The organism is Paenibacillus sp. LjRoot153, from assembly GCF_964253085.1.
GTDB lineage: Bacteria > Bacillota > Bacilli > Paenibacillales > NBRC-103111 > Paenibacillus_E.
In genome coordinates, this window is sequence record NZ_CAXUQH020000001.1 from 6011716 (window position 1) to 6025029 (window position 13314).

The 13314-nt window shown below is 49.0% G+C and carries 9 protein-coding genes; all 9 read right to left on the minus strand.

Going from position 1 to position 13314, the window contains the following annotated elements; translation table 11 throughout:
- Positions 1-66 precede the first annotated feature (66 nt).
- Positions 67-5916: an OmpL47-type beta-barrel domain-containing protein gene (locus tag ACSQ8P_RS26035; RefSeq protein WP_436237841.1), complete on the minus strand. Its 5850-nt coding sequence runs from the start codon at positions 5914-5916 to the stop codon at positions 67-69.
- A gap of 35 nt (positions 5917-5951) precedes the next feature.
- Entirely contained in the window at positions 5952-6149 is a 198-nt protein-coding gene (locus ACSQ8P_RS26040) for a hypothetical protein (RefSeq protein ID WP_436237842.1), read from the minus strand.
- A 149-nt stretch (positions 6150-6298) separates the two neighbouring features.
- Entirely contained in the window at positions 6299-7177 is an 879-nt protein-coding gene (locus ACSQ8P_RS26045) for an AraC family transcriptional regulator (RefSeq protein WP_436237843.1), read from the minus strand.
- 34 nt (positions 7178-7211) lie between these two features.
- Entirely contained in the window at positions 7212-8345 is a 1134-nt protein-coding gene (locus tag ACSQ8P_RS26050; RefSeq protein WP_436237844.1) for a Gfo/Idh/MocA family protein, read from the minus strand.
- A complete protein-coding gene (locus ACSQ8P_RS26055; protein ID WP_436237845.1) occupies positions 8342-9352 on the minus strand; it encodes a zinc-dependent alcohol dehydrogenase in 1011 nt (336 codons plus the stop codon). Before ACSQ8P_RS26055 ends, ACSQ8P_RS26050 begins: the two co-directional genes overlap by 4 nt.
- Positions 9353-9586: 234 nt before the next feature.
- Entirely contained in the window at positions 9587-10117 is a 531-nt protein-coding gene (locus ACSQ8P_RS26060) for a DUF1003 domain-containing protein (protein WP_436237846.1), read from the minus strand.
- A gap of 29 nt (positions 10118-10146) precedes the next feature.
- The gene (locus ACSQ8P_RS26065) at positions 10147-10962 is read right to left on the minus strand and encodes a PPK2 family polyphosphate kinase (RefSeq protein ID WP_436237847.1); all 816 of its coding nucleotides are present in this window, start codon (positions 10960-10962) and stop codon (positions 10147-10149) included.
- Between the two features lie 36 nt (positions 10963-10998).
- Positions 10999-12108: a glucose-1-phosphate adenylyltransferase subunit GlgD gene (gene glgD / locus ACSQ8P_RS26070; RefSeq protein ID WP_436237848.1), complete on the minus strand. Its 1110-nt coding sequence runs from the start codon at positions 12106-12108 to the stop codon at positions 10999-11001.
- An 18-nt stretch (positions 12109-12126) separates the two neighbouring features.
- Entirely contained in the window at positions 12127-13308 is a 1182-nt protein-coding gene (locus ACSQ8P_RS26075; protein WP_436237849.1) for a glucose-1-phosphate adenylyltransferase, read from the minus strand.
- Positions 13309-13314 lie beyond the last annotated feature (6 nt).

Below are 13314 nucleotides of genomic sequence, written 5' to 3' on the forward strand. Positions count from 1 at the left end.
TCCCCCGCCTTGCAGATATTTGCGACGATAATTCGACTTCCGACAACCATTGAACGGCTTCTTATCTTATTGATTTCCTGATTGATTATTGTTGCCATTACCGGATTGATCATGAGGCACTGTGACGGTTGTAGTTGTCACCGTTTTATTGCCCGCTTTATCGGTTGCCGTATACGTGATGGTGTAGGTGCGCGATTTCTCTGCACGCAAGCTGAAGGAAGTGTCGGCTGTACCAAAATCGGCGTTCTGAATGTCGCCTTGACCGCTATCCGGTTTATTGCTCGTGATAGACGTTAACACCACGGATTCAACGCCCGATGTTGCATCGCTCGAATTTAGCACAGCATTCACCGTGACCATTTTATGATTCGCCGGCCAAATCGTCGTTTTATCGAGCTGGACGGAAAGCGCTGGCGCTGTCTTGTCAACCTTAAACTCGACGGTTTTGAGGTGTTCGACATTGCCTGCCTGATCCTTGCTGCGGTAACCGAGCTTATACGTTCCTTCCCCGAAGGCAGGAATGGATCCGGTATAGCTGGTCCAGGCACCGTCATTCACTTGATACTCCGTTGTCACCGTTCCTCCGTATACGCTCGCGTAGACGGAGAAGCTTACCGAAACATCTGTCGTATACCAGCTGTTCTTGCCGTTAGGCGCAGCAGGGCTTAACGTTGCCGTGGTGATAGGGGCAATCTTGTAAATGTTGTTAACCGTAATACTTGTTACGTTCGAGACGTTGCCTACGGCATCCGTTCCTCTCGCATACACCGTGTCATTGTCAGCAACAACAATCGGGGCGGTGTATGCTGTCCATCCGCCGCTTGCGCCCACTTTGTATTCCTTCACCGCTGCGTCGTCAGGATAGCTGATTGTTACCGTTACGCCTTGGTTGGTCGGCGCTGTCGTATCGATAGCCAAGGTGGCATCGGCCGGAGCAATATGATCGATATTGCCCACCACATAACTCGTTACATTCGAGACATTGCCCGCTGCATCCGTTCCTCTTCCATACAAAGTAGCATTTTCGGAAACAACCACGGGTGCCCCGTAAACTGTCCATGTGCTGCTTATGCCCAGCTTATATTCTTTTACCGCTACATCTTCAGGATAGTTAATCGTTACAGTCACATCGGCGTTGGTCGGCGTTGTAATGTCGGCCGACAACGCAGCGTCTGCTGGCGGCGTATTGTCGACCTGCACGGTCGTCCCCGCTGCCACCGTCCTGTTCCCAAGTGTGACACTCACCGTCAGGTTTACGGTTCCCTCCCCTGCGCTGGTCGCCGTTACCACACCCATCGTATCGACCGAAGCTGCAGCGCTGTCGCTGGAGTAGGCGACGACCGCTTTGCTAAGATCGGCCTGTGTCCCGTCGGTCAGGAAACCGGCGACGCTCAAAGCGGCCTGGTCTCCGCTCTTAAGAATGGATTTATTCGCGCTTACGGTGACATGATCCAGCTCAACGACGTTCACCTGTAGCCGCCCTTGGATCCCGGTGCCGTCGGTCGCCGTTGCAATTACGTTAACGGTTCCGGTCACCAAGCCCGTCAGCACGCCCGTAACCGTATCGATCGTCGCCTGGCCGGTGCCGTTCGCGACGCTCCAGACGACCACCGGATTCGCCGCATTAGACGGTGCGACGACCGTTTTAAGCGTCAACGTGTCGCCCTTGGGCACGGTGGCGGACGTGTTCCCGGCAATGACGGCGATGCTCTCGACCGGCACATACGGACCGGTGCGGACGAAGCGAATACCGTCCGCCAGGATGAAGTTGCCCGTCAGGTTACCGTTCGTGATAACGACGTTCCCTGTCGAACCCGGCAGGAACGGGAACGTACCGATCTTGTTCCACTTGATGCCGTTCTTCGATTGGTCGACGGCAACTTTCGCTAAGCCCGTCGCGTAACGGATCGTGAAGGGTGCGTCCGTCGGGCCGGCTGTCGAATGATGCCACTCGTACACATCGTACACCCCGGCTTCCGGAATGGCGGGCGTATAGGTCGCACTCGATTTGCCTCCCTTGGTCGTGTTAAGGGCGAATCCCCCGTTATAAGCTCCCGCATTAACCCCCGCGTTGCTCCATGTCGCGTCGGAGAACATCACGCCGGACGTATCCTTGTTATCCATGATGATCTCCACGTTATCCGGCACTAAGGTGAAGGCGACATTGTCAAAGACGACTTTACCCGCTCCAGACAACATGCCGATTTTGACGGTAACCTCCATCCTCTGCGGTACCGTGAACGTCGACGCATAGTACGCATATTTGTCGGTCAGCGCAACCGATCCCATTGCATGATCGATTGTACCGTCCCCTATGCTAAGCTCTGGTTGAACGTCCGATCCACCTTCCACCTTCTTGATGTAGGCCGACAGCGAATAGGTGCCTGAATCAAGCACGGTGAACTTCTGCGTCAGCTCGCTATGGCCACTGGGTACCCCCGCCGAGCTAAACTCAACTGCGTTTGTTCCTTGGTACGGACTTGTTTGGTTGACATAAACGTTCGTCCCGTAAGTGCCCGCGCCCATGCTCCAATTGCTGAGTACGAGCGGGTTGCCGGTCGCGCTCTCAAAATCGCCGTTCGCGAACAGCGATGGGATGTCGCCCGTTCGGACGAACTTGATGCCGTCTGCCAGCATGAAGTTCCCTGTTCCGCTCGCGAAGCCGTTCGAGATAACGAGGCTGCCCGCAGATCCAGCGTTGAACGGATAGCTGCCGATTTTGTTCCACTTGCCTCCGTAGGTATTCGACTGATTGACCAGCACTTGAGCAGTGCCTCGCGCATGGTTGATCGTGAATGGCGCTGCGGTCGTGGAATCCGTGATGTGATGCCACTCATACACATCGTACATGCCGGACAGAGGAACGGACGGGGTGAACGTTGCACTGGCCAGACCGTCACGGCTCGTATTCAACGCAAAATTACCCTTATTCGCCGATGCGTTGAGTTTCGAGTTGTCCCAAGCGTTGCTCGTTGTGGTGCTCAAAAATTTCACACCGGTTGCATCCGAATTGTCCATCTCGATCGTAACGTTGTCCGGTACGAGCTCGAACGAAACATTGTCGAACGCCACTTTCCCGACACCCGAGAGAATCCCGATATTGACGGTGATGTCCATCGGCTGCGAAACGTCGAAAGACTTCGTATAGTACCCGTACTGGTTGCTTAGCGTCACGGGCGCCAGCTGATGGTCGGTATTCCCAGCCCAAATGTTCAGCTCGGGTTGAACGTCCGATCCGCCTTCCACCTTCTTGATATAGGCGGACAGCACGTACCGGCCTGACTTCGTGATGCTGAACGACTGATTCATAAAAGTCCGGTTACCCGGTGCGCCCGAGGAGTTGAATTCTACGACGTTAGCTCCTTGGTACGGACTCGTTTTGTTCACGTAAGCATTCGTACCGTAAACACCCGAGATCATCGTCCAATTATCGATTGTGACGGCAGACGGCCCGCCCATCGGGTCCCCCGACAGCTTTTCGAAGTCGCCATTGCGGATCGTAGTCAGCAGGACGTTACCAGTCACGCTGTCAATCCAGAGCGGCTCGTTGCTGACGATGAACACCGTGTCCTTCTTGTAGACGGTACCGCCCGGCTGAACCGGAACAACGTTCCCGTAGTTATCTTCCACGCGGACGATTTTGTCCGAATTTTGGATGTTGATATTCAGTGGCTGCCTGTCGGCCGACAGGATGCTGAGGTATTTGCCATCGGTCCGGCGCATGTAGTGATTAATGGTCAGATATGCTTCATTCGTAAAGCCGGTGTACGAACCGATATACTGGTCGACCTTGCGAATCTGATTCTGCATGACCGCCGTCGTCTGGAACACCTCGGTCGGAGACACTGTATGGCGGGTAGCAAATGTGTCGTCTCCCGGGCTGCCGAAACCGAAATATTTGTCCGTACCGTTCGATAGGAAATCGAGATACTTGTCCACAGTGCCGTACAATTTGGCAGGAATATTGGTCGAATACAGGTCGTTTAGCGGGCCGAATTCGCCCTGCCACAGCTTCAAGTTCGGGTGCGTTATCTGCGCTGCCTTGAAGGCCGGAAGAACATCGTCCTTAATCGTTTTCGTCCCACTGTAGCCGTGGATGTTATAAATGTCGTAGTAACCGACGTACGGCTCCTTCAGCACATCGATGGCCATCTGCCTATCGGCGGACGATCCCGCGACGGAGGTGAAGCCGCTGGACGAGATGTAGAGCTCCAGGTCTTGGCCTGTTTCCGCTTTGTATTCAGTCTTCACTCGCTGTGCCTGCTCGTGGGCGATTTTCAGCATGAGGAAATATTCATCCGCTGTGCCCGAAAAGCTGGCCGGCAAATACGGCGGGTGGAAGTTCACCTCGTTGACGATTTCGTAGTACTTGACCTTGCCCGCATAACGCTTCATCGTCTGGTAAACGTAGTTCGTCCAGCGGTCTCCGGATCCGGGCACACCGTCATGATACTGAATGTCCTTGGAAACATATCGGTCAGGCTGATATTGATAAGTGGACTTGTACCCTTCGGCCGGAATGCCGCTGACCGGCGGCCGCGTCGAGTTCCAGTTCGAGGGGTATCCGAGTACAGCCAACACGTCCATTCCGGCGGCATTTGCGGAGCTTACGTACTGGTCGCTGTGCTCCCATGTAAAATGCCCGCTCGTAGGCTCGATATTATACCACAAGAACACCTTCGCATCCTCCCACCCGCGAGTGGTATCGGTGTTGATCTTCTTCCACGAGGACATGGAATCTTTGTAGTCGACATGCGTGCCGTAGTAGCTCGCATATTTGCCATCAGGGACGGCGGTGTCGTTTAACGGTACTTTGGAAATGGCGCTATTGTAGGTGACGACATCTGACGCCGAAGAGCTGGCGGTCGTCTCCAGGTACCAGAATCCGACCTTGTTGTCCAGCTCCGGCAGCGGCAGCTCCTGGATGCGATACGTGCCGTCCGCCGGGACGTCAACGGGAATCGATCTGGTAAATGCAGTATCCCCGTTCGGATATTTCACTTTAATATTGACGTTATACGTCTTTTGGGCGGAGCCGTAGTTGACGGTCATCATCGGGAAAACTGCATCCTCGTTCTGGACAAACACCTGCTTGTCGCTGCGGAAAGCTGGCTTGACAACGCTGTATCCAGACGAGGCATGCCATGGTGTGACGAACTTCTGGGTTTGCACCGGCTGCCCAAGCGCAATGTCGGCGAGCAGTGAAGTATCCGTGCCGCGTGTAAAAGCGGACGTCGAATGTTCAAGCTCCGCAGCGTCGAGCGAGCGGGTCGAGACTTTCAGGTTGGTCACGTTGTAAGGAGCGCCTCGCTCGACCATGAACTCGTACGGAATGTACTTCTCTTGGACCGGATCGATCGAGGTCGACGTTCTGGCGAGCTGGACGCCGTCTTTATAGATAGCCACGTATCCGCTGGGACCGAGCTTCCAGGTGAAGGCTAGGTTGAACGGCTGGCCGATCGTGTAGTTCAGATCGGCCGGCTGCGCGTAAGCGAACGCACCGGTCGTCCCGTTGCCGTTCTTCACGAAGAAGGTCAGCGGTTGATCGTACGTCGAGCCAGTCGGCTTAGACGTCGGCGGGGACATATGGACGCTGTATAGCGTGTTGCCCGGACCGCTCTGCCCGGGTATAAGGCGGAACATGAAGTCGTACCAGGCACCGAAGTCCGAGTAGGGTTTGTCGAAGCGAACGGTCATTTCAACTGTCCCTTCGTTCGGACTGATGATACCGGGTGCGAAATCGCGGTACCACGTCGCGTTGTCGACGAAGTAGGGCGTATCATCGACGGCCGCTTCGGACTTCGCCGGGAGAACCGTTGCAACCGGAATAACAGTCGCCACCAGGAGCAGCAGGCAAAGTGTAAAGCGAATTAGGCGGCTTGTTCGTGTATGGACCGGAACAGGTTGTTTTGGCATGTCATCTTCCTCCGTTTCATGACTGGATTAGCGATTTACATATTTATGTAATCGCTTACAAATTGAATCTTAGCGATTTCCGCTGCGTTCATGTTGCGCAGCTCGCCCGACGTGGCACGTAGCTTGGCGTAGCTCAAAATTGTCAGCATTTTTTGCAGCATCGCAATCATGACCAGTGCTATGACCTTTTTAACAACACGACTTTCCCGTACCCTTGTCATCTTCTTCAACATTTCGAGACACACCTCCATGATTATGATCACACCAGTAATAAGACTTCAGTCACCTCAGATCTTATGGGTATGATCTTATTCTAAGAAATGGATGGATGCGTTCACAACAGGACAGAAGTAAGATATCTATGACAAAAGGACGGACTATTTCAACGCTTGCCAATATCAGAATTCATCGCCATAAACTGGCTGGGCATAACTCCGACCGTAGCCTTAAAAGATCGGCTGAATAAATAAATGCTTGAAAAGCCCACCAGCTCAGCAATAGCGGTTAAAGTTTGCGTCCCTTCGATCATTCTTATTTTGGATTGCTCGATTCGAATATGCGTCAAATATTTATGAATCGTAATGCCAAGCTGATCTTTAAATAAAAACGATAAATGATTGGTCGATATACCGACATGCTCACTTATCGTATGATTATCCAGTTCTGGGTCCCAATATCTTTCATTAATAAATGTGATGGTGTTTTCAATGAACACCCAGCCCTTCGTCAGCTTTCCTTCTCTAACGTTATGACCCACTTGTCCCTTCATAAAAAGGACTAATAACTCCAAACAATTGCCTTTGAGGATCAACGAATAACCCGATCTCCGATCCAGAAACTCCTTCTGCATGATCAGAAATCTTTTCTTTAACTCGATCTGGTCCGGCAATTGCAAATGGGAAATGGGGCTCGTAGAGGCTAGTTGCATCTCTTTTTCTATAATCGCTTTACGCTCTTCCGTAATCACTTGGTCCTTCCAAGAGCTTCGCTCTTCGTCATAAAACAAGTCAAAATGGACGATATATTGGATCAAAGGCACCTCTGACGTAGAGCGAATAATATGCGCCATGAAGGGATGCATAAGGAGAATATCCCCTTCCTTCACCTCATATTTGACTCCGTTCAAAAAAAACTCTGCTTCACCTTGCTCAATATAGGTAAACACATGGTCATAATCCATCCATTCACCCGCCAGAGAGAAGGATTTATGAATTTTGACCACTCTAACGAAAGGCGTTATGCTGTTCATCCAAGTCTCCACGTACTTCCCTCCTGCAGAATGATTGATGATTGCGTCAATAGGTAACTTTAATCCGTGCTCCCTTAGACGCCGACTTTGCAATCGCATCTAGCACCACTTGATTCCGATACCCATCCTCGAAACTTGGGGACGGATTCACATTTGTTGAAATTCCTTGCATAAACGCATGCATCAGATTAATAAACGTGTGTTCATAGCCAATACCGTGTCCAGCAGGCCAATAAGCACCCGCATACGGGTGTACGCTCTCTGTACAATGTATCGTTCTAAAACCTTGCATACCTACTGCATTATTGTCCAAGTATAACTGAAGGCTATTCATATTTTCCATATCCCAGCGCAAAGATCCTTTGGAGCCATTGATTTCAAGGCGATTCCCATTGCGATTTCCTTTGCCATATCGCGAAGCTTCAAATACGCCAAAGGCTCCATTTTCAAACTTAGCCAGGGCCGCAACAGCATCATCTACATCTACGTCTGCCATGGATTGCTCACCTTCTACAGGCCTCTTCTTGATAAATGTTTCCATCATGCCAGTAACTTCCTTAATTTCACCTACCAGAAATCGAGCCAAATCAATAGAATGAGCCATAAGGTCACCTAAGGTACCTGAGCCACAGATCTCTTTTTTCAGACGCCAAACTAGAGGGAAATCCGCATCCATGAGCCAATCTTGCAAGTATTGCGCTCTCACATGATAAATGTCCCCTATAACCCCATCTGCAATTAGCTTTTTGGCATACTGAATAGCAGGTGCGAATCGGTAGTTATGTGAAGTCATGTGGATCACATTCGCCTTCTGAGCGGCTTTCCACATGGTGAAGGCTTGTTCTTTATGCATGGCAAGTGGCTTTTCGCAAATGATATGCTTACCCGCTTGAGCCGCTGCTATGGCAATTTCAGCATGGGTATGATTCGGGGTACCGATGTCAATGACATCAATATCATCCCTCTCGATCAGACGACGCCAATCCGTGTCATAGGATAACCAACCGAATTGATCAGCCGCTCGTTTAACATTAGCTTCATCGCGACCAACGATTGTTTGAAGGATCGGTTCGATATCTGTGTCAAAATAGAAAGGTAAATCACGGTACGCATGACTATGTGCTTTGCCCATAAATTTGTAACCTATCATACCGATGCGAACTTTTCTTTTCAGACTCATGCCTCGCTCCAGTCAAATAAAACACCGCTGTACTGATCCTTATTCATTCGAAGACCCTCATAAGCTTTCTTGGCTTCCTCTGGCTTCAACACATGGCTAATTAAAGGGTCGATCTGCAACCGTTTCTGCTTCATCATCTCGAAAATAATGCTCGAGTTCCTGACCAACGAATGTTTCACAAACTCATTAGGTTCAATTGGGTACCGCCATTCATGCGCTCCCTTGAATGTAATGCAGCCCCTGCCATACAGATGACAGTAATTCAGAACATCCGTTACATCCGTGTTATACTCACCGCGAGGACTACCTAAGAAAATGATTTCACCTAATTTGCCGATATAGGGGAGGCTCTGAATCGCTACTTGCGGGACCCCCGTAGCTTCAATATGGGTAGAAACTCCTTTTCCATGGGTGATATCGGCGATTTGTTCTTTCACACTGTCTTGTCTACCATTCAAACCATAGATAACACCACACTGCTCGGCTATTCGAAGTCGTTCCACAGATAAATCAATACCAATCACCGTAGCGCCCTGAGCCTGCGCCAGTTGAGCGGCCATATTTCCGATTAGTCCAAGCCCCGTTACGCTAACATAATCACCAAATTCAATGTTCGAAATACGAATTGCCGTTGTTGCGACGGTTGCCATGCGAGTAAACGGAACCCATTTCAAATCCAGATTCTCCGGAACTTTAAGAAAGGTCCCCCTTATTGAAACAACCTCATACTTGGAGTGAGTCCCGTAATGAAAAACAACATCACCGGATGTAAACCCCGTCACGCCCTCCCCCACTTCCACGATCTCACTTACGGCTGCATATCCTGGAATACCAGGCATCTGGAACCAAGCTTCGTTCCCCGACAACATGGCCAGTTCAGTTCCCGGACTGATTAAGGTATTTATCTTCTTAACCAGTACCTCCTCTACGCCAATTTGCCCGGAGAAGTTCTCTTCCACCGTTTCAACCTGCCACGGATTTAGAAATATTACTTTTTTGTTGATCATTGCTTCGATACACTCCTTTATATGGATCTCATTTTCAATATAAATGTTTTTACCTAGAGCGTCTTTGACGTAAAAAATGATTTTTTATCAAAAAACACGAAACTCTATATTGGGTTCCGTGTTCTTGTTCTTTTACTTGTTCTTACGACCTCAATGGTCAAAAATGCGAAAGAGCAGACTCCGCGAAGGAGTCTCCTCTTTATCTACTTATGTATGAAGGTAAAACGACAATCCCTACCGCCCCTGTTGCTCGATTCTTTCAAGCCTTTGATCCAACCTATCCAGCATGGCCTTGAGCTCCATATTTTCCTGCTCCGCACGGTAATTAATGGCGAAGTCAAGGATCGCCTCCTGCTTATCTTTAGAAGCTTGTCGATTCTGACTCATGAGAATGACTGGAGCTTGGAAGGCTGAAATACAAGAGAGGATAAGATTAAGCAGGATGAACGGGGGTTTATCGAAGGCGAAGCTCATGAAATTAATCGTCATCCATATGACTAAAAACAAGCTGAAAAGTAGAATGAACGCCCAACTTCCACCGAACTTTGCAATGTTATCAGCAAGCCGATCTGCCCAAGAGGTCTTCTTCTCCTGCTGCTCAATTAAATGGGACTTAATGTTCCCTTTATACGCATTTACTATGGAGGCTATGCGTTCTAATTGGTCATTATCCAGTTTTAAGTCTGGTTCGTTATCTAATTCATGAAACAACTTCTCCGGTGTGTAATCACCTGCGGCTTGAACCCCTTCCATTTCTTTTCCCATATCCTTGTCCCTTCTTCCCTAAGCCAATCTTACTCCAATGTGGCAAGGAGCTTGTCTTCAAACTCCTTGTCCGATTCCGGATAAGTTAATTCCATGCTTTCTAACGCTGCCACGGCAATTTGTAGAACTGCCCAATCCCGATACCAGCGATGATTGGCAGGGACAATATACCAAGGTGCTGAATCCGTACTGCACTGTTTAATTAAATCCTCATAAGCCGCTTGATATTCGTCCCAAGATTCACGTTCAACCAGGTCATTCTTATCAAATTTCCAACGCTTTGTTGGATCCTTGAGTCGATTCCTAAGCTTGGCTAGCTGGAAATCTTGCGAAATATGCAAGAAAATCTTTACAATTTTCACACCACTGCTCTCCAGCAGTTTCTCAAAATGTTTGATATGCTTGAACCGTTGTTTGACATCCGAATCGTCAATTAAACGATGTACACGGGTGATCAGCACATCTTCATAGTAGGATCGGATGAAAGCCCCAATCATGCCTTTGGCAGGCGTTGCCTTGTGTGCACGCCACAAAAAATCATGGGATGCCTCTTCTTCTGTTGGCGCTCGGAAACTCGTTACTTGGAATCCTTGCGGATGCAGGCATCCGAGCGCATGCTTCACGACACCATCTTTTCCACTGCAATCCATGCCTTGAATGACGAACAGAACAGACCGCTTTTTTTCTGCATAAAGCATATTTTGAAGAGCTTCCAATCGTTCCTTTAAACGTGCCATATTCGGTTCGATTTCATCTCTTTCGTGATGAGCATTTGTATCGTTTGGATCTAATCCCGATAAAAGTACTTTTTTACCGTGTTCCCATCGGAAATCGTTGCTAGTCATACTTGACCTCCTCCACCTTGTTGTTATTGGCTGAAATCACACCACAATGGGGTGAGCGAACTGCCCGCGCCAGATAGCCCCTTGTTCCACAACAACTTGTTTATCCAGAATAACATGTTCCAAATAGGCGTTTGCTTCGATGGCACACTGATGCATCACGATACTGTTTTTGATGCTAGCGCCTCGATTCACCTTCACACCGGGAAACAAAATACTATTTTCCACATAGCCTTCAATACTGCAGCCATGAGCTATGAATGAGTTACGAATTAATGCGTTGTCATGACAAGCCGTTTCCTGTTCCTCCTCTTGCCTTGTATACACAGATTCATGATTAATCATGAATTGATGCCACCCTTGCGGTTGCAGGAGGTGCATACTGTGCGCATAGTAACTATCTATCGAATCCATAATCGCCACGTACCCATGATTGGCGTATCCTTGGACATCAATATCAGCTAAGTGGCTCCAGATGATTTCTTTTAGATACCTCTCACTACCACGCTTCACACTGTTCTCGATCAGCTCAATGAGCAGACTCCGTTTGATCACCATCGTATCCAAATCGATATTTTGCGGTGTTAAGCTTGGTAAAGCATGGTAGGTTGGTGTGACGTTGATGACTCTGCCCTGATCGTTCATTTCCAGGCTATAAGCATGACCTATATGCGCATGACGATCCATCTCCGTTAAATGCTTATAGAGAATTGTAATTTCAGCGCCATTGCTAAGATGGTAATCGACCATATTTTCAAAATTCAAATGGTAAATCACACCGCTGGGTGCAAGCAGCAAATACGTTTCGGTGCAGTTTTTCAACATATCAATATGACTGTATAGATGAAATAGATCCCCACGCATATCTTTGGCGAGATGGCAAGGAGGGAGAACCGTTACGCCGCCTTCCGTGGTCGTATCTAAGCCCCAATGATGCCCATCACCCACATGTTCGAGCAGGGAGTCCGCTTTGTCATTCGCCAAAAACATAACCTTCTGAATACCCGAATTACTCATATTGGAGAGCGCAAAGTCGACCATCCGATAACGACCGGCAAAAGGCACGGCACCCACACATCGATTGCGTGTAAGCGTAGATAAGTCATCTTGTTCATTCATCAAATTGATCATCCCAAGAACATCTTTCATCATACACTCCTCCTTGGATTACCCGAAATACACCTGATTGGTCAGCTTGGCCGGAATAACAGCTGGATATTGACGCCTTACCGTTGTTCTCTCAGCAATTGTTGTAATCTCTAAGCTATCTAACTGGCCTACAACAGCTCCATCTTTAATGATAGCGCCTTCTCCGATAATCGCATTACTTATGAGTGCATTTTTTCCAATTTGCACACCTGGCATGATGACGCTATTGAATACTCTGCTATTTTCCCCAACCCGTACGTTATCGAATAACACGGAATGACTGATATTTCCATAAACCCTCGAGCCGTCCCCGATTACCGCATTATTTACTCTGGCCGTCAAGGCAACGTGAGTTTGTGAGAGATTCCTTGTTTGGGTCAGTACAGGCCAAGTTTCCTGTTCCAATTGCAACTTAGGCGTATATCCAAGTAAATCCATATGGGATTCCCAAAGGCTCTGAATCGTACCGACGTCTTTCCAATATCCCTGAAACGGATAAGCCGATAAGTGGGCACCTCTGGCCAGCAGTCCTGGAATGATATTTTGTCCAAAATCATGGCTCGAAGCCTGATCTTCCGCATCTTCTTCTAACGAAGACCTAAGAACATCCCAATTGAACAAATACACACCCATGGAGGCGAGATTACTATCGGGTCTCTGTGGTTTCTCTGCAAAAGCTGTGACACGGTGATCTTCATCCGTGCTCATAATGCCAAAACGATTCGCTTCCTCCCATTGAACAGGAGTCACTGATATGGTAACATCCGCGCCAGAAACCTTGTGATGCTCGAGCATCGCTCGGTAATCCATGCTGTATATATGATCGCTGGAAATTATTAAAACGTAGCTTGGCTTCTGTTCCCGGAGAAAAGCCAAATTCTGATAAATGGCATCCGCTGTCCCCGAGTAAGCATTGGGTGCACCTACTTGTCTTTCAAACAGAGAGATACCCCCTCTCTCACTCTTCATCCCCCACGCTTCCCCGCTTCCGATATGAGCATGCAGAACTGCAGGTTTGTACTGCGTCATCACGCCTACCGTCTCAATGCCCGAATGACGGCAATTGCTCAATGCAAAGTCAATAATTCTATATTTTCCACCAAAATGAACAGCTGGCTTTGCAATATTTTTCGTCAACGGACTAAGTCTACTGCCTTCACCGCCTGCTAATAGCATGGCTACGCATTCCTGTTTCTTCACCCTGAT